18 protein-coding genes and 1 rRNA gene are annotated in these 22,150 nt (G+C 72.4%); 10 read left to right on the plus strand and 9 right to left on the minus strand.

Annotated elements, in window-relative coordinates; all coding sequences use genetic code 11:
* Nucleotides 1-72: 72 nt before the first annotated feature.
* Nucleotides 73-190 (plus strand): 5S ribosomal RNA (gene rrf, locus OG730_RS25665).
* A gap of 98 nt (nucleotides 191-288) precedes the next feature.
* Here rrf and OG730_RS25670 read toward each other — a convergent pair.
* From OG730_RS25670 to OG730_RS25695, 6 genes are all read right to left on the minus strand, one after another.
* Nucleotides 289-885 carry a Uma2 family endonuclease gene (locus tag OG730_RS25670; protein ID WP_327306453.1) on the minus strand — a complete coding sequence of 199 codons (597 nt, stop codon included), beginning with the start codon at nucleotides 883-885 and terminating at the stop codon, nucleotides 289-291.
* 48 nt (nucleotides 886-933) lie between these two features.
* A complete protein-coding gene (locus OG730_RS25675; protein WP_327306454.1) occupies nucleotides 934-2,244 on the minus strand; it encodes a DUF58 domain-containing protein in 1,311 nt (436 codons plus the stop codon).
* Nucleotides 2,244-3,206, minus strand: a complete 963-nt coding sequence (locus OG730_RS25680; protein WP_243337432.1) for an AAA family ATPase — start codon at nucleotides 3,204-3,206, stop codon at nucleotides 2,244-2,246. The genes OG730_RS25675 and OG730_RS25680 overlap by 1 nt, the downstream gene beginning before the upstream one ends.
* Nucleotides 3,203-4,558, minus strand: coding sequence for a DUF4350 domain-containing protein (locus OG730_RS25685; protein ID WP_442815014.1), 1,356 nt, complete (start codon nucleotides 4,556-4,558; stop codon nucleotides 3,203-3,205). The genes OG730_RS25680 and OG730_RS25685 overlap by 4 nt, the downstream gene beginning before the upstream one ends.
* Nucleotides 4,559-4,953: 395 nt before the next feature.
* Nucleotides 4,954-5,616: a DUF4129 domain-containing protein gene (locus OG730_RS25690; protein ID WP_327306455.1), complete on the minus strand. Its 663-nt coding sequence runs from the start codon at nucleotides 5,614-5,616 to the stop codon at nucleotides 4,954-4,956.
* A 7-nt stretch (nucleotides 5,617-5,623) separates the two neighbouring features.
* Nucleotides 5,624-6,847, minus strand: coding sequence for a glycerophosphoryl diester phosphodiesterase membrane domain-containing protein (locus OG730_RS25695; protein WP_327306456.1), 1,224 nt, complete (start codon nucleotides 6,845-6,847; stop codon nucleotides 5,624-5,626).
* 272 nt (nucleotides 6,848-7,119) lie between these two features.
* On the opposite strand from OG730_RS25695, the gene mtrA reads away from it, so the two are divergent.
* The 6 genes from mtrA (at nucleotide 7,120) to OG730_RS25725 (ending at nucleotide 14,650) form a co-directional block, all read left to right on the plus strand.
* A complete protein-coding gene (gene mtrA / locus OG730_RS25700) occupies nucleotides 7,120-7,809 on the plus strand; it encodes a two-component system response regulator MtrA (protein ID WP_274552971.1) in 690 nt (229 codons plus the stop codon).
* A gap of 1 nt (nucleotide 7,810) precedes the next feature.
* Nucleotides 7,811-9,907, plus strand: a complete 2,097-nt coding sequence (gene mtrB / locus OG730_RS25705; RefSeq protein WP_327306457.1) for an MtrAB system histidine kinase MtrB — start codon at nucleotides 7,811-7,813, stop codon at nucleotides 9,905-9,907.
* Nucleotides 9,897-11,744, plus strand: a complete 1,848-nt coding sequence (locus OG730_RS25710) for an LpqB family beta-propeller domain-containing protein (protein WP_327306458.1) — start codon at nucleotides 9,897-9,899, stop codon at nucleotides 11,742-11,744. Before mtrB ends, OG730_RS25710 begins: the two co-directional genes overlap by 11 nt.
* Before the next feature lie 88 nt (nucleotides 11,745-11,832).
* On the plus strand, nucleotides 11,833-12,603 hold the full coding sequence (locus OG730_RS25715; RefSeq protein WP_327306459.1) for a ComF family protein: 771 nt from the start codon (nucleotides 11,833-11,835) through the stop codon (nucleotides 12,601-12,603).
* A 358-nt stretch (nucleotides 12,604-12,961) separates the two neighbouring features.
* Nucleotides 12,962-13,663, plus strand: coding sequence for a ribosome hibernation-promoting factor, HPF/YfiA family (gene hpf / locus OG730_RS25720; protein ID WP_389434907.1), 702 nt, complete (start codon nucleotides 12,962-12,964; stop codon nucleotides 13,661-13,663).
* Between the two features lie 258 nt (nucleotides 13,664-13,921).
* A complete protein-coding gene (locus OG730_RS25725; protein WP_266878018.1) occupies nucleotides 13,922-14,650 on the plus strand; it encodes a response regulator in 729 nt (242 codons plus the stop codon).
* Nucleotides 14,651-14,698: 48 nt separating this feature from the next.
* Here the strand turns inward: OG730_RS25725 and OG730_RS25730 are convergent, their stop codons facing one another.
* Both OG730_RS25730 and OG730_RS25735 read right to left on the minus strand, forming a co-directional pair.
* A complete protein-coding gene (locus tag OG730_RS25730; protein WP_327306460.1) occupies nucleotides 14,699-15,874 on the minus strand; it encodes a winged helix-turn-helix domain-containing protein in 1,176 nt (391 codons plus the stop codon).
* A gap of 9 nt (nucleotides 15,875-15,883) precedes the next feature.
* The gene (locus OG730_RS25735) at nucleotides 15,884-16,462 is read right to left on the minus strand and encodes a GNAT family N-acetyltransferase (protein ID WP_327306461.1); all 579 of its coding nucleotides are present in this window, start codon (nucleotides 16,460-16,462) and stop codon (nucleotides 15,884-15,886) included.
* 240 nt (nucleotides 16,463-16,702) lie between these two features.
* On the opposite strand from OG730_RS25735, the gene secA reads away from it, so the two are divergent.
* Nucleotides 16,703-19,483 carry a preprotein translocase subunit SecA gene (secA, locus tag OG730_RS25740; RefSeq protein ID WP_327306462.1) on the plus strand — a complete coding sequence of 927 codons (2,781 nt, stop codon included), beginning with the start codon at nucleotides 16,703-16,705 and terminating at the stop codon, nucleotides 19,481-19,483.
* Nucleotides 19,484-19,586: 103 nt separating this feature from the next.
* Here secA and OG730_RS25745 read toward each other — a convergent pair whose 3' ends face one another.
* The gene (locus tag OG730_RS25745) at nucleotides 19,587-20,255 is read right to left on the minus strand and encodes an Rv3235 family protein (protein WP_327306463.1); all 669 of its coding nucleotides are present in this window, start codon (nucleotides 20,253-20,255) and stop codon (nucleotides 19,587-19,589) included.
* Nucleotides 20,256-20,701: 446 nt separating this feature from the next.
* Here OG730_RS25745 and OG730_RS25750 point away from each other — a divergent pair, with 446 nt between their 5' ends.
* Together OG730_RS25750 and OG730_RS25755 are read left to right on the plus strand one after the other, a co-directional pair.
* The gene (locus tag OG730_RS25750; RefSeq protein WP_327306464.1) at nucleotides 20,702-21,202 is read left to right on the plus strand and encodes a DUF6912 family protein; all 501 of its coding nucleotides are present in this window, start codon (nucleotides 20,702-20,704) and stop codon (nucleotides 21,200-21,202) included.
* Nucleotides 21,203-21,312: 110 nt separating this feature from the next.
* The gene (locus tag OG730_RS25755; RefSeq protein ID WP_327309418.1) at nucleotides 21,313-22,023 is read left to right on the plus strand and encodes an HAD family hydrolase; all 711 of its coding nucleotides are present in this window, start codon (nucleotides 21,313-21,315) and stop codon (nucleotides 22,021-22,023) included.
* The last annotated feature ends 127 nt before the right edge of the window (nucleotides 22,024-22,150 follow it).

Genomic DNA, 22,150 nt, shown 5'->3' on the forward strand with positions numbered 1-22,150 from the left:
TTGCTCGCGTCCACTGTGTTAGTTCTGAAGTAACGAACTGTGTTCATATCCGGTTGGTTAACTTCATAGTGTTTCGGTGGTCATAGCGTTAGGGAAACGCCCGGTTTACATTCCGAACCCGGAAGCTAAGCCTTTCAGCGCCGATGGTACTGCAGGGGGGACCCTGTGGGAGAGTAGGACGCCGCCGAACAATTATTGTAGAGAGCCCCGTACCAGGGAACTGGTACGGGGCTTTTCTGCGTTTACGGGGACTTTTCAGGGCCCCGTCCATGTGGATTTGGTTAGGGCCTACCAGTCGGCGGGGTAGCTCTTGAGACCGCTCGTGTCGAGAGTCCAGCGGCCGGCGATGACGGTGTCCCCGAAGGAGTACGGGACCTTCTTTCGGTAGCGGATGCCGTCAGGTCCTTCCGAGGGGTCGCTGTGCACCGTGGCGGTCTTCTTGTCCTTGCGGGGGTCCACGACGACGTAGAGCGGGACGCCCATCTTCGGATAGTCGTGGAGCTTGTCGCGGATGTCGGTGAGGGAGTTCGTGCGTGAGACGACCTCGACCACCATCAGGACATCGCGGGAGTTCACGACCTTGGCCGTGTCGTCGGTGTCTTCCTCGGCGATGACCATGAGGTCGGGGACCTTGGTCAGGCCCGTCACCGGATCACCCATGTTGGTGTCGTTGAGAGCCATGACCTCGGGTGTCTGAGCCTCGATCTGACGGCGTAGCCGCACCACGTTCAGACCGTGTGGAGCTGTGGGGCTCATCATCGTGAGGGAGATCTGACCTTCGGTCGTCTGCACCTTCCACTGGTCTTCCTGGTGCTCGGCCAGCTCGGAGAGTTGCTCCGCGAAGTCGTGCATGCGGCGCATCTGCTCCGGGGTGAGATCGGCCATGGTGTCCTCCTGGTGGGTACCCGACCAGCGTAGCCAGTCGGTCACCACCTAGAGCCGACCCGCTGCCTTGAGGGCCAGGTAGGCGTCGGCCAGGGCCGGGGCCAGGGCGTCCGGGGTGGCGTCGACCACGTGGACGCCGTGGCGGGTGAGCTGTTCGGCCGTGCGGCGGCGGGCCGCCTGGGACTGGGTGCCCGCGGCGGCTTCGTAGACGGCTTCCACCGTGCCGCGGGACTTCGTCATCTCCGCTACGTGGGGGTCGCAGACCGAGGCGAGGAGGACCGTGTGGCGCTGGGTGAGGCGGGGGAGGTGCGGGAGCAGGCCCTCCTCGACGGGGGCCTGGTCCAGGCTCGTGAGGAGGACCACCAGGGAGCGGCGCGGGGCGCTGCGCAGGATGGTGGAGACCAGGGTGCGGGAGTCGGTTTCGACCAGTTCCGGTTCGAGGGTGGCCATCGCGTTGACGAAGGCGGGCAGGGTGTCGGCGGCGCCGCGGGCCTGGATCTGGGCGCGGAGGCGGCGGTCGTGGGCCAGGAGGTCCACGCGGTCGCCGGCGCGGGTGGCCAGGGCGGTGAGGAGCAGGGCCGCGTCCATCGCCGAGTCGAGGCGCGGGGCGTCGCCGACGCGGCCGGCCGCGGTGCGGCCGGTGTCGAGGCAGATCAGGATGTGGCGGTCGCGTTCCGGGCGCCAGGTGCGGACGGCGACCTTGTTCTGGCGGGCGGTGGCCCGCCAGTCGATGGAACGGGTGTCGTCGCCGGGTACGTAGTCGCGCAGGCTGTCGAACTCCGTGCCCTCACCGCGCGTCAGGACGCTGGTGCGGCCGTCCAGTTCGCGCAGGCGCGCGAGGCGGGAGGGGAGGTGCTTGCGGCTGCTGAACGGGGGCAGGACGCGGACCGTCCAGGGGACGGTGTGGTGGCCCTGGCGGGCCAGCAGGCCCAGCGGACCGTACGAGCGGATCGTGACGCGGGACGCCTGGCGGTCGCCGCGGCGGGTGGGCCGCAGGCGGGTGGTGAGGCGGCGGCGTTCGCCCGGAGGCACCGTCAGGGTGTGGCGGGAGTCCGCGATTTCCGTTCCGGGGACCCAGCTGCTCGGGGGCCAGGCGTCGCGGATCCGGGCGCGGAGGGTCCGGGGGGACGGGTTCGTGACGGTGAGGTGGACGTCCGCGGACTCGCCGAGGCGGACGGAGGTGTCGCCGGAGCGGGCCAGGAGGAGCGTGCGGACCGGGGCGGCGAGGGCGTAGTCGACCGCGCAGGCCAGGGCGAGCGGGGCGTTGACCGCCAGCATCCCCGTCCAGCTCGGTCCGAGGACGCCGACGGGGATGCTGCCGAGGGCCGCGAGCAGGGCGGCGCGTCCGGTGAACGCCATCAGCGCGGTACGGGGACGTGGGTGAGGATCGCGGTGATGACCGCGTCGGCCGTCACGCCCTCCATCTCGGCCTCGGGGCGGAGTTGGACGCGGTGGCGCAGCGTCGGCAGGGCCAGGGCCTTCACGTCGTCGGGGGTGACGTAGTCGCGGCCCACGAGCCAGGCCCAGGCGCGGGCGGTGGCCAGCAGGGCGGTGGCGCCGCGCGGGGAGACGCCGAGGGTGAGGGAGGGGGATTCGCGGGTGGCGCGGCAGATGTCGACGACGTACGCGGTGATCTCCGGGGAGACGCTGGTGGCTTCGACGGCCTTGCGGGCGGCGTCGAGCTCGGCGGGGCCGGCGACCGGGCGGATGCCCGCGGAGTGCAGGTCGCGGGGGTTGAAGCCGGCCGCGTGGCGGGTCAGTACGCCGATCTCGTCCTCGCGGGAGGGGAGCGGGACGGTGAGCTTCAGGAGGAAGCGGTCGAGCTGGGCCTCGGGGAGGGGGTAGGTGCCCTCGTACTCGACCGGGTTCATGGTGGCGGCGACGAGGAACGGCTCCGGGAGCTTGCGGGGCGTGCCGTCGACGGTGACCTGGCGCTCCTCCATCGCTTCGAGGAGGGAGGACTGGGTCTTGGGGGGCGTGCGGTTGATCTCGTCGGCGAGGAGGAGATTGGTGAAGACCGGGCCGTTCTGGAAGGAGAACTCCGCGGTGCGGGCGTCGTAGACGAGGGAGCCGGTGACGTCGCTCGGCATCAGGTCGGGGGTGAACTGGACGCGCTTGGTGTCGAGTTCGAGGGAGGCGGCGAGGGCCCGCACGAGGAGGGTCTTCGCGACGCCGGGGACGCCTTCGAGGAGGACGTGGCCGCGGCAGAGGAGGGCTACGACGAGACCGGTGACGGCGGAATCCTGGCCGACCACGGCCTTTCCGATCTCGGTGCGGAGCGCCTCCAGGGCGGAGCGGGCGCTGTCCGTGGTGGCCGTCATGAGGTGCGGACCTCCCTTTCGAGGGCGTCGAGGTGGTCGGCGAGCGCGATGAGCGCCGCGTCGGTGGTGGGGGTGGTGCCGAAGAGCAGGGTGTCCGGGGCGTGCGGGGGCCGTCCGGCGGTGAGGCGGGCCGCGACGGCGGGGACCAGGGAGGCCGGGTCGTGGGCCTGGGAGGCCGGTACGCCGACCAGCGCGGCCAGGCGTTCGCGGGCGGCGGCGCGCAGCACGGTGGCCGCGCGGTCGCGGGCGTCGGCCTTGCGGTACAGGCGGGCGCGGCCCTCGGTGGCCTCGGAGGCGCGGACGAGGACGGGGAGGCGTTCTGTGACGAGCGGGCCGAGGCGGCGGGCGCGCCAGAGGGCGGCGACGGCGGCGGCGAGGAAGAGCTGGAGCAGGGCCCAGCTCCAGCCGGCGGGGATCAGGTCGAGGAAGTTCCGCTCCTCGCCGGTGCCTTCGGCGTTGTCGGGGTCGCTGTCGGCGAGGGACGGCAGGTACCAGACGAGGTGCGGGCGGGAGCCGAGGAGGTGGAGCGCGAGGGAGGCGTTGCCCTCCTTGGCGAGGTTCTTGTTGAGGAGGGCGTCCTCGGAGCCGAGGAGGACGGTGTCGCCGCCGGGGATGCCGGTGGGCAGGACGAGGAGGGTGGGGTGGCCGGCGTCGGGGTAGCAGCCGGTGGCTCCGGGGGTGGTGGTGGCGTAGTTCTGGCCGCCGCCCGTCGCGGCGCGGCCCGCGGTGGTGGCGGCGGGGAGGGTGCAGGAGCCGCCCGGGTCGAGGTTCGTGTCCGGGGCGGTGGAGTTGCCGGGGGTGCGGGTGCCGGGGGCCAGCGAGGGGAGGCTGAGGGAGCTCGGCGCGAGCAGGACGGTCCGGCCGCCGGAGAGGTCGATCGCGGAACGGACGGCGCGGAGTTGGGTCTCCCCGAGCCGGTCGGGGTCGGTGACCAGCAGGGTCGTGTCGGGTCCGGCGGCGTCGGCGGCCTCCGCGGCGGTGGTGACGACACGGGTCGTCACCCCGCGGTCCGCGAGGAGTTCGGCCACGGCCCGGCTGCCGGCGGGGTCGGCGGAGCGGGGGTCGAGGTAGCCGTGCCGGGCACCGGAGTTGAGGGCGGCGAGGGCCAGCCCGGCGGCGAGGAGCACAGCGAGCGCGAGGAGGAACCCGCGGGAGCGGGTCCACAGGTCCCGGGGCGATGCGCCTCCGGCGGTGGTACGGGGAGGGGCGGCGGCCTCGCCGGCCGCCGGGGCGGGGGCTCCGTCGGCGCGGGTCGCTGCCGAGGGGGCTGCGCCCGGGGCGGGGCGGCCCGCGCCCGGGGCTGCGCCCGGTCCGCCCCCACGAGGGGGTGCTGCCGCGGAGCTGGGGGGCACGGGGGCTGCGCCCGGCACGGCGAAGCCTGCGCCTGGCGGGGCCGCCGACGGGTGGGGAGGGGGCGTTGGGGCTGCGTCCGGCGTGCCGGAGCCTGGACCTGGCGGGGTCGCTGCGGGGTGGGCGGGAGGCACGGGGGCTGCGCCTGGGGTGCCGGAGCCTGGACCTGGCGGGGTCGCTGCGGGGTGGGCGGGAGGCACGGGGGCTGCGCCTGGGGTGGGGTGGCTCTGGCCGGGGGCTGCGTCCGGGCCGTCCAGAGCTGCGTCCGGCGTGCCGGGGGCCGGGGACGGCGGGGGTGCTGCCGGGTGGCCGGGCGTCACGGGGGCGGCGCCTCCCGTGGGGTGGTCCGTGCCGGGGGTGGCGGTGCCCGAGGTGCCCGGGGAGGGGGTGTTGTCGGTCATGGGGTGGGGCCTGTCAGGAGGGGCTTGGTGTGGGACAGGGCCCGGTCCAGGGTGGTGAGGGTCGCGTACATGTCGGGGGTGGCGGGGTGGGCGCCGTAGGTGACGTCGTCGAAGGTGCGCGCGGCCGCGCGCAGGGCCGTGGCGTGGGACGGGAGGGAGCGGGCGGCTTCGGCGGCCGCCTCGTCCGCGGTGCGGCCCGGGCGGGGGTCGAGGAGGGTGCGTTCCTCCAGGGAGCGGACCACGGCGCGCATGCGCTCCTGGACGGCTTCGCTCCAGCGGCCCTCGCCGGCCAGTGCTTCGGCGGTGGCGCGGTGGTCCGCCGCGCTGCGGACGCCGTCGTCGAAGAGGGTGCCGGGGGCGCGCGAGGCCGTACGGCCGGGGGTGCCCAGGCGCCACCACAGGGCGGCGGCGACCAGGAGGGCGAACACGATGATGGCCAGCAGGCCCAGCGCGCCGCCCGGGGTCGCGCCGGAGGCGCGGTCGAAGAGGTCGCCCACCCAGTCCCAGAAGCGGTTCAGGGCCCGCTGGACCAGCCCGGGGTCGTTCTCGTGGTACGCGGGCTTGGACAGCTCGTGGCGGGCCGCCTCGCGGGCGGCCTCGCGGCCGATGCCGGGTTGTGGCGTGGGTTGTGGTGCGAGCAGGCCCCCCGTGCTCCTCATTCCCGCGTCAGCCTCCGGTCGGCGGCGTGGTGGTGCCGTAGTTCTCGATGCCCGCGGCCCGCGCCAGCTCCAGGTCGAGGGCCTCGCGGCGGATGCGCTGGTCGACGTAGAGCAGGACGGTGACGCCCGCCTGGACCGGCATGGTGATCGTCAGGGCGATGACCCCGCCGATGCCCACGGAGATCAGGTAGCCCCAGCTCGTCGCCCCCGTACCGTCGGCCATGCCGTCGAGGCCGCCGCCGAACACCAGCGCGCCCATGACGGTGAGGGGGAGGACGATGAGGGCCGAGAGCAGGGTCGTGATGATGCCGGTCAGCAGGGTGATGCCGAAGATCCGCCACCAGGAGCCCTTGACCAGCTTCGAGGAGCGGACGAGGGCCTTGCGGACCGTCGTCTGCTCCAGCATCAGGGCGGGGGAGGCCAGGGCGAACCTGATCCAGAGCCAGAGGATCACTCCCAGGGCGGCGAACCCGCCCAGGATGGCGAGGGCGGCCTGTCCGGCCAGGGCGCCGGGCAGGACCAGGACGCCGAAGAGGACGGCCGATCCGATGCCCAGGAGGAGGGTGAGGCCGAACAGCCGCAGGAGCTGCGGGCGCGCCTCGCGCCAGGCGGCGCCGATGGAGGAGCCGTGTCCGAGGACCGCGCGGCTGAAGATCATGGTGAGCATGGCGGTGGCCACGATGGATCCGACGAGCTGGATGAAGCCGTCCAGCGCGCTGACCCCGATCATGCTGCCGAAGGATTCGAGCTCCTCCTTCCCCGTGCCGCTGCCCGACGCGTCCACGACGAGGTCGGCGAACAGGTACTTCTGGGTGAGCACGCTGGTCAGCTGGACGACGACGGCCACGATCAGGGTGATCGGCAGCACCGCGCGCCAGTGCTTGCGCATGGTGCTGACGGCGCCGTCGAGGATCTCGCCCAGGCCGAGCGGCCGCAGCGGGATCACGCCGGGCTTCACGGCCTGGGTGTGCGCGCCCCAGCCGTTCGGGCCGCCGTTCTGGGGGCCGGTGCCGTACGAACCCCAGCCCGCGCCCGGCTGCGGAGCCGGGGGCTGCTGCGGGTTCGGCGGGGTGTGGCCCGGGGTCGGGCTGGACCACTGGCCGGGCGGTGGCTGCTCGGCGGACCACTTGGAATCGCTGCCGGAACCGCCCGCGGGTGGCTGCGTACCGGGGGAGCCCTCACCGTCGGACGGGGAGGATCCGGGCGTAGCCCAGCCCGGAGAGTCGTTCATCGTCGCTCCTTCACGTGCACGCGGGGTGCGGGCGCTTGGTCCGGCTGCCATCGTGCCATGTGACAACCTCGAACGGACCAGCCGTCCCGAACGGAACAGGGGCCTCCCGGATCCCGAATGGATACCGGACGGATCCCGGACGTTCGCGCCTTCGTCTGGGGGCCGGATCCGGGGCACACTGGGCGCCCTGATCTCCACGCAGGTCCGAGGGACGATTTCCAGCCCCTTTGGCTGTGGGACAGCTCACCGCCGGGTAACGATTAGCTAATGGGATGATGTCAACCATGAAGGGACGCGTCCTTGTCGTCGACGACGACACCGCGCTGGCCGAGATGCTCGGCATTGTGCTGCGTGGAGAAGGTTTTGAGCCGTCGTTCGTAGCGGACGGCGACAAGGCACTGGCTGCCTTCCGGGAGGCGAAGCCGGATCTCGTGCTGCTCGACCTCATGCTGCCCGGTAGGGACGGCATAGAGGTGTGCAGGCTGATCCGCGCCGAGTCTGGCGTACCGATCGTGATGCTCACCGCCAAGAGCGACACCGTGGACGTGGTCGTGGGCCTGGAGTCCGGGGCCGACGACTACATCGTCAAGCCGTTCAAGCCGAAGGAGCTGGTGGCCCGCATCCGGGCCCGCCTGCGCCGTTCGGAGGAGCCGGCGCCCGAGCAGCTGACCATCGGTGACCTGGTCATCGACGTGGCGGGGCACTCGGTGAAGCGGGAAGGCGCCTCGATCGCGCTGACCCCGCTGGAGTTCGACCTGCTGGTCGCGCTCGCCCGCAAGCCCTGGCAGGTCTTCACCCGCGAGGTGCTGCTGGAGCAGGTCTGGGGCTACCGCCACGCGGCCGACACCCGCCTGGTCAACGTGCACGTCCAGCGACTGCGCTCCAAGGTCGAGAAGGACCCGGAGCGCCCCGAGATCGTGGTGACGGTGCGCGGGGTCGGCTACAAGGCCGGACCGAGCTGACATGACACCCGGCAAGCCCCGTGGCCGCTCCCGCTGGGGAGCGCTGCGGGGCGGCCGGCAGCTCCGCCTCGACGCGGTCGGAGCGCCCGGCGGCCCCGTGCTGCGACTGTTCGTACGCCTCGTACGACGGCCGCTGCTTCCGGCTGTCCGGCTGTGGCGGCGCAACATCCAGCTCCGGGTGGTCGCCGCCACCCTGCTGATCTCCCTCGCCGTGGTCCTCGCCCTCGGGTTCGTGGTCATCGCGCAGGTCAGCAAGGGCCTCCTCGACGCCAAGGAGGAGGCCGCGCAGAGCCAGGCCGCGGGCGGCTTCGCGGTCGCACAGGAGAAGGCCAACACGCCCTATACGGCGGACGTGGCCGACGCCTCCGACAACAAGGTCGGCCGGGACGCCAGTACCTGGATGAACTCCCTGGTCAAACAGCTCGCCAGTGGTGGGCAGAGCGCCTTCGAGGTGGCGGCGCTGGGCGCCGGCACCGGAACCGGCGAGGAACAGCCGGCCGGCCGGGGCGCCCCCGGTGTCCGCGGAGCCCGTGCCTCCGGCAACGTGGACCCGACCGCGAGCGTCCCGCTGGGGCTGCGGCGCGACGTCAACCACGCGACCGGCGCCTTCAAGACCTTCTCGCAGATCCGCTACACCGACGCCGGGGACAAGCTGCCCGAGCCCGCGCTCGTCATCGGCAAGCGGCTCACGGACATCAACGGCGACCCGTACGACCTGTACTACCTCTTCCCGCTCACCCAGGAGGAGGAGTCCCTCAACCTGGTCAAGGTCACCATCGCCACCGCGGGCCTGTTCGTCGTCGTCCTGCTCGGCGGGATCGCCTGGCTGGTCGTGCGCCAGGTCGTCACCCCCGTCCGGATGGCCGCGGGGATCGCCGAGCGGCTTTCGGCGGGTCGGCTCCAGGAGCGGATGAAGGTCACCGGCGAGGACGACATCGCCCGTCTGGGCGAGGCCTTCAACAAGATGGCCCAAACCCTCCAGAACAAGATCCAGCAGCTGGAGGACCTCTCCCGGCTCCAGCGGCGCTTCGTCTCGGACGTCTCCCACGAGCTGCGCACCCCGCTGACGACGGTCCGGATGGCGGCGGACGTCATCCACGACGCCCGCGCCGACTTCGACCCGGTCACCGCGCGCTCCGCCGAGCTCCTCGCCGGGCAGCTCGACCGCTTCGAGTCGCTGCTCGCCGACCTGCTGGAGATCAGCCGGTTCGACGCGGGCGCCGCGGCCCTGGAGGCGGAGCCGATCGACCTGCGGGACGTCGTGCGCCGGGTCATCGACGGGGCGCAGCCGCTCGCCGACCACAAGAACACCCGGATCCGCGTCCTCGGGGACACCCAGCCGGTGATAGCCGAGGCCGACGCCCGGCGCGTGGAGCGGGTCCTGCGCAACCTCGTCGTCAACGCCGTCGAGCACGGCGAGGGCCGCGACGTGGTCGTCCGGCTCGCCTCGGCGGGCGGGGCCGTCGCCGTGGCCGTACGGGACTACGGAGTCGGGCTCAAGCCCGGCGAGGCCACCCGGGTCTTCAACCGCTTCTGGCGCGCCGACCCGGCGCGGGCGCGCACGACCGGCGGTACCGGCCTCGGCCTGTCCATCGCCGTCGAGGACGCCCGGCTGCACGGGGGCTGGCTCCAGGCGTGGGGCGAGCCCGGCGGCGGCTCGCAGTTCCGCCTGACGCTGCCGCGCACCGCCGACGAGCCGCTGCGCGGATCGCCGATCCCGCTGGAGCCCGAGGATTCCCGGGCCAACCGGGCCAGGGCCGCCGCGGATGCCGCCGGCGCCGCGGAGGGCTCCGCGGCGGCCGGGCGCCAGGCGCAGCAGGCGGGGCGGAGCGACCGGTCGCCGATACCGCCGAGGTCCCCGGTCGCGGGCGCGGTGCCCGTACCGGCCGACCCGACGGCGCTGCCGGGCAGCGGGGCACGGGTCGTGACCCGGCCGGCGGAACAGGGACACGGTTCCGGGGGCGGGGCGGCGAACGCGCGCTCCGGCGGGGCGGGGGGAGCAACCGACCGGGAAGGTGGCAGCGGTGGAACCGGCGGATCAGGCGGATCAGGCGAAGGGGGCGGCGCGGGTGCCCGGGGTGGATCGCATGGGCGCTGAGCCGGGCCGGTCGCACCGGCGCACGCCGGGCGCACTGGGCGCCCTGAGGGCCCTCGCCTTCGGTGCGGCGGGGCTGCTGCTGGCCGGCTGCGCCTCCATGCCCGACCACGGCGAGGTCCGACCCGTGGAGGCCTCCCAGGGCGTCGACTCCCAGGTCCGCGTCTTCGGCGTGCCGCCGGCCGACAAGGCCAGCCCGCAGGAGATCGTCGACGGCTTCCTGGAGGCCATGACCAGCGATGATCCGCAGCTCCAGACCGCCCGCAAGTACCTCACGGACGACGCGGCGAAGAACTGGAAGCCCGGAGCGGCCGTCACCGTGCTCTCCGCCGGCCTCGACCGGTTCTCCGTACCGGGCGAGAAGGAGCCGGCGGCCATCCCCCGGTTCAAGATCGCGGGCAAGATGCTGGCCACGGTGGACGAGCGCAGCGCGTACCAGCCGGAGACCGGCGGTGAGCCCTACGAGGAGTTCCTCCAGCTCCAGCAGAAGGACGGCCAGTGGCGGATCGCGACCCCGCCCAGCAGCCTGGTGCTGAGCGAGTCCGACTTCCAGCGCATCTACCGGCCGGTCAACAAGTACTATTTCGCGGGCTCCACGCTCGTCGCCGACCCCGTCTACGTGCGCCAGCGCAGCGACCCCGATTCCCGGATGGACCCCACCACCCAGACCGTGACCTCGCTGCTGGCGGGGCCCTCCAAGTGGCTCGGGCCGGTGGTCACTTCCAGCTTCCCGACCGGTACGGAGCTGCGGGAGGGCACCAAGTCCCTTTCGATCGACGGTCAGAACACGCTCCGCGTCCCCCTGAACAAGAACGCGGACGACGTCGCGGAGCCGCAGTGCCAGCGGATGGCGACCCAACTCCTGTACACGGTCAAGGATCTGACGGGCTTCCGGGTCGACCGGGTCGACATCGTGCGCTCCGACGGCACCACGCGCTGCCAGGTGTCCGAGGCGGCCGCCGCCGTGATCGCCAACCTGCCGCCCTCGCCCGGACACCAGTACTACGTGGACGCCGAGAACCGGTTGCAGCGGTTGAACCTGGACCCCAACAGCGAGGAGCAGCAGGACCCGCCGTCACCGGCTCCCGGGCCGCTGGCCGCGAACCCGGCCTTCAAGGTGGGCTCCGCCGCCGTGTCCTACGACGAGAAGCGGGCCGCGGTCGTCTCCGAGGACGGGCACGGGCTGTACGTGGCCAACCTGACCACCGCCGGGCCGATGCCACCGGCGCTGCTGACCGCCAAGGGCACGAAGCCCAATGGGCTCACCACCCCGACGTGGGACGCGGCGGGCGACCTGTGGGTCGCGGACTCCGACGTGCAGAACTCGACGCTGTGGCGGCTGCCCGGCGGCGCCGGGCCGGCCGAACGGGTCGAGGTGACCGGGCTGAACGGCAGGCGGATCACGGGGCTGAAGGCCTCGCCCGACGGTGTGCGGATCGCGCTGCTGGTGCAGCGGGAGAGCCGCAAGTACCTGTACACCGGGCGGATCGAGCGGCCCGACGGGAAGGGCGACGCCTCGGCGGTCTCGGTGCGCGAGCTGCGCGCGGCCGCCCCGCAGCTGGCCGACGTGACGGCGATGAGCTGGGCGCCGCGGGGCCGGCTGCTGGTGGTGGGCCGGGAGAGCGGCGGGGTCGTACAGGCCCGCTACATGCTGGCCGACGGCTCGATGGTCGGGGCCGGCCTGCCCGGCGCGACCGGGCTGGTGGCGGTCGCCGCGAGCGAGGACGAGAAGAAGCCGGTGGTCGCCGAATCCCTGGAGGACGGCATCGTGTGGCTGCCGCCGGGGGCGCAGTGGCGCACGGTGGTGGCCGGCGGACGGGCTCCGGTCTACCCGGGCTGACGGCCGCGGACGAAGCGACGGCCCGCCCTTTTCCGTGGTTGTCCACAGGGGTGGTGGGCGGCTGTCCCCGCCCGGCAGAGTGGTCGGCATGCGGGAGTGGTGGCGGGGGCTGGCGGGTGAGCTGGCCGGGCTGGTGCTGCCGGTCGGGTGCGCCGGCTGCGGGGCCGGCGGCGCGGCGATGCTGTGCGGAGCCTGCCGGTCGGAGCTCAGTGGGGCCTTGGCGGGGCCGGTACGGCCGTCTCCGTGCCCCGCGGGGCTGCCCGCGGTCCATGCGGCCACCGTGTACCGGGAGGCCGTACGGGCCGTCGTGCTGGCCCACAAGGAGCGTGGCGCGCTGCCGCTGGCCGGTGCCCTCGGCGCCGCACTGGCGGCCGCGGTCCGCGCGGGCGGGCCGGGCGGCGCAGGCGGCGGAGACGTCGTACTGGTTCCCGTGCCCTCCGCGCGGCACCGGGTGCGGGCGCGCGGGCACGATCCGGCGCGCAGGATCGCCCTGGCCGCCTCGGCGCGGCTGCGGCGGGAGGGGGTGCCCGCGCGCGTGGCGCCCGTACTGAGGCTGCGGCGGGCGGTGGCCGACCAGGCGGGCCTGGGGGCCGCGCAGCGCCGGGAGAACCTCGCCGGGGCCCTGGAGGCGCGGCCCGGGGCCGGTCGGGTGACGGCGGGGGCGGCCCGGATCGTCGTGGTGGACGACCTCGTGACCACCGGATCCACCCTGGCGGAGGCGGCGCGGGCGCTGCGCGCGGCCGGGATCGGAGCGGCCTCGGCGGCGGGTCTGGCGGCCGCCGTGGTGGCCGCGCCGGCGGACTCCTTCGTACGTCCCGGCGCCGGTGCAACTCGAACAGAGCAAAAAACTTGGGAATAGATTTGGAACTGGAGGGGAAGGCGCATCGTTGCAGGTAGTAAGAGGGAACGGCCACCTGAACGGAGGTACGTTCCGGTAGCGGGTGCCGACAACCGGCATAGAGGGATATGTTCGGTTGTAAGGAATTGGCGAACCTTGGCCCCGCGCATCGGAGCGCACGTTTCGAGCGTCGTGACGATTCGGAAACTTCGTGTCAGAGGTTGTCCCTCGACTCCGAAGTCGGTGGGGTGTAGATCTTGCCGGTGGGGGAGGAGGAGGTGGAAGTCGCCAAGTCCGAGGCTCCGGTGTTCACCGGGGTCTGGTGCGAAAGGGAGACGCTTCGCCCCTGAGGCGGAGCTATCCGGGAACGGAGTTCTGCGTGGACATCGTCGTCAAGGGCCGTAAGACCGAGGTGCCCGACCGGTTCCGCAAGCACGTGGCCGAGAAGCTGAATCCGGAGCGGATCCAGAAGCTCGACGCGAAGGTGATCAGCTTGGACGTCGAGGTGTCCAAGGAGCACAACCCGCGCCAGGCCGACCGTTCCGACCGCGTGGAGATCACCCTGCGTTCGCGGGGCCCGGTGATTCGTGCCGAGGCTTCCGCCGCCGACGCGTACGCGGCGCTCGACCTCGCTCAGGACAAGCTGGAGGCCCGGCTGCGCAAGCAGCACGACAAGCGCTACACGCGGCGCGGCGCCGGACGACTCTCGGCGGCGGAGGTCGCCGACGTGGTCCCGAACGCCGCCACCCTCAACGGCAACGGCGAGCCGGTCAACGGCGAGAAGACGGACGCGATTCCGACCACCCGGATCGGATCGCTGGAAGTGCAGGGCGACGGCCCGCTCGTCGTGCGCGAGAAGACCCACTCGGCCGCACCCATGTCGCTCGACCAGGCCCTGTACGAGATGGAACTGGTCGGTCACGACTTCTATCTGTTCGTCGATTCCGACACCAAGATGCCGAGCGTCGTCTACCGGCGCCACGGTTATGACTACGGCGTGATCCACCTCAACGCCTCCGACGCCGCCTCCAGCTCGGGTGAGCTCGACGGCGCGGGCGCGGGTGGCGCGCTCGGAGGCTGAGCCGCTGATTCCGGACTGATTCCGGGCTGGATCCGGATGTCCGTGCGGTGCCAGTGTGGTGCCCCCGCGTTCGCCCAGGCGGGCGCGGGGGCACTCGTGTGAGGTGATGGCTGCGAAACGGTGGCTTGTATGGGTCGGCCTGTAACCGTCGGCACCCGTTCGGTTACCTGGGCATGGAATCATGTCGGGCAGTCAGCCGGCGGCCGCTCTCGTCGGATTGACCCAGCAGCTCAGCACCGTGGTGCAGGGGGAGGAACGATGGCGGACAGCTTCGGGCCGGTGCGTGATGACAACGGTGCGGGCTGCCGTGACGAGGACCGGGTGGCAGAGCCGATCCGGGTTCTCGTGGTCGACGACCACGCGCTGTTCCGGCGCGGGCTGGAGATCGTCCTCGCGCAGGAGGAGGACATCCAGGTCGTCGGCGAGGCGGGAGACGGGGCGGAGGCCGTGGACAAGGCGGCGGATCTGCTGCCGGACATCGTGCTGATGGATGTGCGGATGCCGCGGCGCGGCGGGATCGAGGCGTGCACCTCGATCAAGGAGGTGGCGCCCTCCGCGAAGATCATCATGCTGACGATCAGCGACGAGGAGGCGGACCTCTACGACGCGATCAAGGCGGGGGCCACCGGGTACCTGCTGAAGGAGATCTCCACGGACGAGGTCGCGACGGCGATCCGGGCGGTGGCGGACGGGCAGTCGCAGATCAGTCCGTCGATGGCGTCGAAGCTGCTGACGGAGTTCAAGTCGATGATCCAGCGGACGGACGAGCGGCGGTTGGTGCCGGCGCCACGGCTGACGGATCGGGAGCTGGAGGTCCTGAAGCTGGTGGCCACCGGGATGAACAACCGCGACATCGCGAAGGAGTTGTTCATCTCCGAGAACACCGTGAAGAACCATGTGCGCAACATTCTGGAGAAGCTGCAGTTGCACTCCAGGATGGAGGCGGTGGTGTACGCGATGCGGGAGAAGATCCTCGAGATCCGGTAGGCCCTCCGGTGGGCCCATCGGGGCGAGGTCCCTCGTGGAGCCGCGGCTTCAGAGGGTCGACAGTTCCGCCGTTACCGCCGCCGCTTCCGCCGGAGAGCTCGCGCGGTCGATCCGGATCGCGTCGCAGCCGACCCAAGTGGCGGCTTCGCGGAGGGCTTCGGCCATGGCGCGGGCTGCCTTCGGGGTGGTCAGGGAGAGCTGGCGGGCCACCAGGGTGGTGCCCTCGCGGGCCGGGTCCACGCGGCCCTGGAGGTGGCCCCCGGCCAGCAGGGGCATCGCGAAGTAGCCGTGGATCCGCCGGGGCTTGGGCACGTAGGCCTCCAGGCGGTGCGTGAAGCCGAAGATCCGCTCCGTGCGCGGGCGTTCCCAGATCAGGGAGTCGAAGGGCGAGAGCAAGGTCGTGCGGTGGCGGCCCCGGGGGAGCGGGGAGAGGGCCGAGGGGTCCGCCCAGGCCGGTTTGTCCCAGCCCTCCACCTGCACCGGGACCAGGCCGGCGTCCTCGACCACGGCGTCGAAGTCCTGGTTCTTGAGGCGGTGGTAGTCCGCGATGTCGGAGCGGGTGCCCACGCCCAGGGACCGCCCCGCGAGGGCCACGAGGCGGCGCTTGCACTCCCGGTCGTCCAGTTCGTCGTGGAGCAGGGCCGAGGGGACCGCGCGCTCGGGCAGGTCGTAGACCCGCTTCCAGCCGCGGCGTTCGGTGCAGACGACCTCGCCGATGTCGAGGAGCCACTCCACCGCGATCTTCGTCTCGGACCATTCGAACCATTCGCCGCCGTTCTTGGCGCCGCCCAGTTCGGTGGAGGTGAGAGGGCCCTCGGCCGCCAGGCGGTCCAGGACCGTCTTCGTCGAGCGGTCCTTGTCCTCCAGGACGTGCCAGCGGTGGCCGCGGGCCTTGCGGGCCCGGCGGCGGAAGGCGAAGTGCGGCCATTCCTCGATCGGCAGGATGCAGGCCGCGTGCGACCAGTACTCGAAGGCGTGCTGGTCCGACCAGTACGAGGCTTCGACGGTGGAGCGGCCGACCGCGCCGAGCCGCGCGTACGGGACGAGCTCGTGGGAGCGGGCCAGTACGGAGATCGTGTCGAGCTGGACGGCGCCCAGGTGGCGCAGGACGCCGCGGACCCCGCCGCGCCGGTCCGGGGCGCCCAGGAATCCCTGCGCGCGCAGCGCGATGCGGCGGGCCTCGTCGGCGGAGAGGGACACGGTCGGCGGGGGTGCGGGCGTCATGACCGCACCCTAGACCCGGCCACCGACAGGCGAGGGAAGGTACGGGAGGCGGGAGGGCAGGCCGAGGTCCGAGGGGAGCATGGCGCCCGTCCAGCAGTCCCGCAGGGTTTCGCGGTGTTCCATGCCCGCGCGCGCGACGCCCTCGATGGTGAAGCCGGCCTTCTCGGCGACCCGGCGGGAGGCGTCGTTGCCGACGCCCGCGCGCCAGATCATCCGCACGCAGCCCAGGTCGGTGAAGGCCCAGCGCAGTACGGCGGGCAGCGCCTCGGGCAGGTAGCCGCGGCCCCGGTGGCCGGCGACGGTCCAGTAGCCGACCTCGTGCGCGTTGTCGCCCTGCGGGCCGAGGCCGACGCAGGCGACCAGCGGGCCGCCCGCGCCGAGCCGGACGCCGAAGTTGTACTCGGATCCGTTCAGCCCGCCCGGGACCCGGGTCGCGAAGGACTCGGCGTGCGTCCGCTCGTACGGGACGGGGACCGGTATCCAGCGCTGGATCGCGGGATCCTGCAGGGCCGCGTACACCTCGTCCGTGTCCGAGGCGTCCAGGGGGCGCAGGACGAGACGCTCGGTGGTCAGGGTGATCGGTTCCATGGACGGATTCTGCTCTGGGAGGACGGCCGCGGGGAAACGGATTCCGGAAGAGGGACCGCCCATACCGGCACCTTCGGTGCCCCTCGCACGTTCTCATTTCCGGGCAGTCCAGCCCCGCGGCAGTGCGGACCTCCCGACGCGACCGCGTCCTCGCTTACGATGGCCGTTGCGGTGGGGCCCACCCTCCGTGCCCGCGCACGAATACAGTGCCAGGCCCGACCGGCAAGGAGACAAACCTCGGTGTCCGTCTTCAACAAGCTCATGCGTGCAGGCGAAGGCAAGATCCTCAAAAAACTGCACCGCATCGCGGACCAGGTCAACTCCATCGAAGAGGACTTCGTCAACCTCTCCGACGCCGACTTGCGTGCGCTCACGGACGAGTACAAGCAGCGCTTCCAGGACGGCGAGACCCTGGACGACCTGCTGCCCGAGGCCTTCGCGACGGTCCGCGAGGCCGCGAAGCGCGTCCTCGGCCAGCGTCACTACGACGTCCAGATGATGGGCGGCGCCGCCCTGCACCTCGGCTACGTCGCCGAAATGAAGACCGGTGAGGGCAAGACCCTCGTCGGCACGCTCCCGGCGTACCTGAACGCGCTGTCCGGCAAGGGCGTCCACCTGATCACGGTGAACGACTACCTCGCCGAGCGCGACTCCGAGATGATGGGCCGGGTGCACAAGTTCCTCGGCCTGGAGGTCGGGTGCATCCTGGCGAACATGTCTCCGGCGCAGCGCCGTGAGCAGTACGCCGCCGACATCACGTACGGCACGAACAACGAGTTCGGCTTCGACTACCTCCGCGACAACATGGCGTGGTCGCAGGACGAGCTCGTCCAGCGCGGCCACAACTTCGCCGTGGTCGACGAGGTCGACTCGATCCTCGTCGACGAGGCCCGTACCCCGCTGATCATCTCGGGCCCGGCCGACCAGGCCACCAAGTGGTACGCGGACTTCGCGAAGCTGGTGACGCGCCTGACCAAGGGCGAGCCCGGCCAGCCCCTCAAGGGCATCGAGGAGACCGGCGACTACGAGGTCGACGAGAAGAAGCGCACCGTCGGCATCCACGAGACCGGTGTCGCGAAGGTCGAGGACTGGCTCGGCATCGAGAACCTCTACGAGTCGGTGAACACCCCGCTCGTCGGTTACCTCAACAACGCGATCAAGGCCAAGGAGCTCTTCAAGAACGACAAGGACTACGTCGTCATCGACGGCGAAGTCATGATCGTCGACGAGCACACCGGCCGTATCCTCGCGGGCCGCCGCTACAACGAGGGCATGCACCAGGCCATCGAGGCGAAGGAAGGGGTGGACATCAAGGACGAGAACCAGACCCTCGCCACGATCACCCTGCAGAACTTCTTCCGCCTGTACTCGAAGCTGTCGGGCATGACCGGTACGGCCATGACCGAGGCCGCCGAGTTCCACCAGATCTACAAGCTCGGTGTCGTCCCGATCCCGACCAACCGCGACATGGTCCGCAAGGACCAGGCGGACCTGATCTACCGCACCGAGGTCGCGAAGTTCGCCGCCGTCGTCGACGACATCGCGGAGAAGCACGAGAAGGGCCAGCCGATCCTCGTCGGTACGACGTCGGTCGAGAAGTCCGAGTACCTCTCGCAGCAGCTCTCCAAGCGCGGCATCCCGCACGAGGTGCTGAACGCGAAGCAGCACGACCGCGAGGCCACGATCGTCGCCCAGGCGGGCCGTCGCGGCGCCGTCACGGTCGCCACGAACATGGCCGGCCGTGGTACCGACATCAAGCTCGGCGGCAACCCGGACGACCTCGCCGAGGCCGAGCTGCGCCAGCGCGGCCTGGACCCGGAGGAGCACATCGAGGAGTGGGCGCACGCCCTTCCCGAGGCGCTCACGCGGGCAGAGGCGGCCGTGAAGGCGGAGTTCGAGGAGGTCAAGGAGCTCGGCGGGCTGTACGTGCTGGGCACCGAGCGCCACGAGTCGCGCCGCATCGACAACCAGCTGCGCGGCCGCTCCGGCCGACAGGGCGACCCGGGCGAGTCCCGCTTCTACCTGTCGCTCGGCGACGACCTGATGCGACTGTTCAAGGCGCAGATGGTCGAGCGCGTCATGTCGATGGCGAACGTGCCGGACGACGTGCCGATCGAGAACAAGATGGTCACGCGGGCGATCGCTTCGGCCCAGTCGCAGGTCGAGACCCAGAACTTCGAGACGCGCAAGAACGTCCTGAAGTACGACGAGGTCCTCAACAACCAGCGCACGGTGATCTACAAGGAGCGCCGCCGCGTCCTGGAGGGCGAGGACCTCCAGGACCAGATCCGTCACATGATGGACGACACCATCGACGCGTACATCACGGCCGAGACGGTCGAGGGGTTCGCGGAGGAGTGGGACCTGGACCGGCTGTGGAACGCCTTCCGGCAGCTCTACCCGATCAAGGTCACGGTGGAGGAGCTGGAGGACGCCGCGGGCGACCGCGCCGGCATCACCGCCGAGTTCATCGCGGAGTCCGTCAAGGACGACATCCACGAGCAGTACGAGGCCCGCGAGGCCACGCTCGGCTCCGACATCATGCGCGAGCTGGAGCGGCGCGTGGTGCTGTCGGTGCTGGACCGCAAGTGGCGCGAGCACCTGTACGAGATGGACTACCTGCAGGAGGGCATCGGCCTGCGGGCGATGGCCCAGAAGGACCCGCTGGTCGAGTACCAGCGCGAGGGCTTCGACATGTTCAACGCCATGCAGGAGGGCATCAAGGAGGAGTCCGTCGGCTACCTGTTCAACCTGGAGGTCCAGGTCGAGCAGCAGGTCGAGGAGGTCCTGGTGTCGGACTCCGGTCCGTCGCTGACCAAGCCGGAGATCCGGGCGAAGGGCCTGGACGCCCCGCAGCGGCCCGACCGCCTGCACTTCTCCGCGCCCACCGTGGACGGTGAGGGCGGCGTCGTCGAGGGTGACTTCGAATCGGATTCCGGTGACGACTCCGATTCCGGGATGACGCGCGCGGAGCGCCGCAAGGCCGCGAAGGCCACGGGCGGCCGTCGCCGCAAGAAGTAACCCGCGGGCAGCTCGCGGGAACGCCGCCGGGGCCGGACACCACGCTGTGCGTGGGGTCCGGCCCCGGCGGCGTTGGTGTGTGTTGGCGCGTGCGGGCCCGGGGTCATGGGCGGGGGCCTTGGAGTTCCACGGCGGCGCAGCGCCAGCGCAGGTCGGGGCCCTGTTCCAGGCGGAAGGCCAGCGCGGTGAGGCGCTCGCCCGTCGCGATGCGGGCGAAGGCCTCGATGACCCCCGGGCCGGGGGTGAAGCGGCCGCACCCGTGGAGGACGGGGCTGAGCCGGCGGGCGTCGTACGCGCGCTCCTGCGGGGGGTCGGCGGGGGCGAGGGTGATCAGCTGGTCGTAGGCCGGGCCGATGGTGTGGCCGATCAGGGAGTGCACGGGGCGGCGTCCGCTGAGGACGGCGAGCAGCCGTTCGGCGAACCAGTGGTGCGGGCCGCTGCCGCGGGGGACGGTGGTGGGCGGTCGGCGCCGGTCGTGGCGGCCGGGCCGCGCGGTCCGGGGGCCGGTCCCGGCCGGCCGCGCGGAGCCCCGGCCGGGCCCGGTGCCGGCGCCGCCCCCGGCAGCCGTTCGTGGGCCGCCGCCGCTCCCGGGGCGCCGGGTGGTCCCGGGCCCGGGCCCGGTGGGCCCTGTGGGCCCGGGGCTGCGGAGGCTCTCGGTGGGCCCGGGGACGCCGGGGTTTCCGGTGCTCCCGGGCGCGCGGGGGCTTCCGGTGGGCCCCATGGGGCTGGTTCCGGGGGTGGTTCCCGTGGGGTGGGGTGTGCTGGTGGTCATGGCGGTCGTCCCCGGGGTCGGGCCCGGCGTGGTACCGGGCGGTAACTTGGTAGGGGACTTCTACGGGGCCGCGAACACGCTCCGCAACGATGCCGCGGGGGCGCCCCGGGTCCGGCCCGCCTTCACCTATCCGGGTCGGTCCCCGGCCGCCCCCGGGCCCGGGCCCCGGGCCCGCGGGGCGGGAGGTGGACGCCGCATGGCCCCGCCGCGGCACCCCGAAGGGGGACCCGGGCCGTCACGGATGGAGTCCGGGCCTCGGGGCCGGTCCCTTCCGGGGGCGGCGTCACCGGACGGGCCCGCCCCGGGCCGTCACGGACGGGGTGCGGGGCGGGGCGGCGGAGTTGTGGAGGGTGCTGGGGGTGATGCGTGTGAGGGGGCGGCGGGGGATGCGGGGCGGGTCCCGGTCGTATCCTGGGGGCGTTTCCGACTACCGAAAGCAGCCGGCCATGCGCGTGTACGTCCCCCTGACCCTGCCCGGGCTCGCCGAGGCGCACCAGGCGGGTGAGCTGGGCCCGGCTCCGCTGCGGGCGTACGCCGTCACGCCCGGGCTGCGCGAGTGGTTCGTGTCGGACGACATCGAGGAGCTGGAGTACGCCGCCCTGACCAGGGCCGCCGTCGCCTCGCTGCGGATGATCGCCGAGGACGGGGCCGCGCCCCGCAAGCGGGTCGTGGTGGCCGTCGACGTGGACGACAAGGCCGCCACCGCCGTCCCCGGCGCCGACGAGGCCGCGCTCGGCCAGGTGGCGCTCGCCGGGGCCGTACGGCTCTCGGTGGCGGCCGCGGTGCACGTGGACGCCGAAGAGGCCCTGGAGGACGTGAGCGCCGCCGTGGCGGCCGTCGCGGCCGCGGACGGGGGCGACGAGGACGCGCGCTCCACCGTGGACGAGGCCGAGGAGCACGAGCTGCTGTGGTTCGGGGTCCAGGAGATTCCGGGGCTGCTGAAGTGAGCGCCGCACCCCGGAACCCCGCACCCGAGGGCCCCGTGCCCGTGGTCCCCACGCCCGAGGGCCCCGCGCTCGCGGTGCCGGCACCCGCGGTGCCGGTCCGGGCCGCCGCCGTGCCCGTCGCCGCCGCGTCCGCGCGCCCGGCGGCCCCGGTCCCGGCGTCCGCGGCCCCGCACATCGTCTGGGACTGGAACGGCACGCTGCTCCACGACATCGACGCCGTGATAGCAGCCACCAACGCCTCCTTCGCCGAGCTCGGCCTCGCTCCGATCACCCTGGAGCGGTACCGCGAGCTGTACGTCGTACCGGTGCCGAAGTTCTACGAGCGGCTCATGGGCCGGCTCCCCACGGACGCCGAGTGGCTGGTCATGGACGAGGCCTTCCACCGCCACTACTGGGTGGCCGCCGAGGACGCCGGGCTCGCCGAGGGGGCCCGCGACCTCCTGCGGGACTGGCAGGAGGGCGGGCTCACGCAGTCCCTGCTGTCCCTCGCGCCCCACGACAAGCTCGTGCCGCTCGTCCGGGCGCACGGGATCGACACGCACTTCCTGCGCGTCGACGGCCGTACCGGGCCCTCCCACACCACCAAGGCGGGACACCTCGTACGTCACTTGGCGGCCCTGGAGGGGACGGGAGTGACGGCCGGGCGTACGGTCCTCATCGGAGACGCCGTGGACGACGCGCTGGCCGCCGCGCACGTGGGCGCGCGGGCCGTCCTCTATACGGGCGGATCACACAGCCGGGGCAGTCTGGAATCAGCCGGTGTCCCCGTCGTGGACAGCCTGGCGGAGGCCGTCCGCACTGCTCGCGAGCTGGCCGGATAGCGACCGGCGCATGAGCGGAGAGCGACCGCGCACCGGCCTGGCACGCCCGGCCGGGCCGGGCCCTGTCCAGAGTGTCAAAGTTACCCCCCCTCTTTTGTACACATACAGCTCATGACGAGCCGGGGGT

The organism is Streptomyces sp. NBC_01298, assembly GCF_035978755.1.
Taxonomy (GTDB): domain Bacteria; phylum Actinomycetota; class Actinomycetes; order Streptomycetales; family Streptomycetaceae; genus Streptomyces.

Coding starts and splice junctions, on each gene's coding strand:
- OG730_RS25670 (WP_327306453.1), bottom strand. CDS start 885: ATGGCCGATCTCACCCCGGAGCAGATGCGCCGCATGCACGACTTCGCG.
- OG730_RS25675 (WP_327306454.1), bottom strand. CDS start 2,244: ATGGCGTTCACCGGACGCGCCGCCCTGCTCGCGGCCCTCGGCAGCATC.
- OG730_RS25680 (WP_243337432.1), bottom strand. CDS start 3,206: ATGACGGCCACCACGGACAGCGCCCGCTCCGCCCTGGAGGCGCTCCGC.
- OG730_RS25690 (WP_327306455.1), bottom strand. CDS start 5,616: ATGAGGAGCACGGGGGGCCTGCTCGCACCACAACCCACGCCACAACCC.
- OG730_RS25695 (WP_327306456.1), bottom strand. CDS start 6,847: ATGAACGACTCTCCGGGCTGGGCTACGCCCGGATCCTCCCCGTCCGAC.
- mtrA (WP_274552971.1), top strand. CDS start 7,120: ATGATGTCAACCATGAAGGGACGCGTCCTTGTCGTCGACGACGACACC.
- mtrB (WP_327306457.1), top strand. CDS start 7,811: ATGACACCCGGCAAGCCCCGTGGCCGCTCCCGCTGGGGAGCGCTGCGG.
- OG730_RS25710 (WP_327306458.1), top strand. CDS start 9,897: ATGGGCGCTGAGCCGGGCCGGTCGCACCGGCGCACGCCGGGCGCACTG.
- OG730_RS25715 (WP_327306459.1), top strand. CDS start 11,833: ATGCGGGAGTGGTGGCGGGGGCTGGCGGGTGAGCTGGCCGGGCTGGTG.
- OG730_RS25725 (WP_266878018.1), top strand. CDS start 13,922: ATGGCGGACAGCTTCGGGCCGGTGCGTGATGACAACGGTGCGGGCTGC.
- OG730_RS25730 (WP_327306460.1), bottom strand. CDS start 15,874: ATGACGCCCGCACCCCCGCCGACCGTGTCCCTCTCCGCCGACGAGGCC.
- OG730_RS25735 (WP_327306461.1), bottom strand. CDS start 16,462: ATGGAACCGATCACCCTGACCACCGAGCGTCTCGTCCTGCGCCCCCTG.
- OG730_RS25745 (WP_327306463.1), bottom strand. CDS start 20,255: ATGACCACCAGCACACCCCACCCCACGGGAACCACCCCCGGAACCAGC.
- OG730_RS25750 (WP_327306464.1), top strand. CDS start 20,702: ATGCGCGTGTACGTCCCCCTGACCCTGCCCGGGCTCGCCGAGGCGCAC.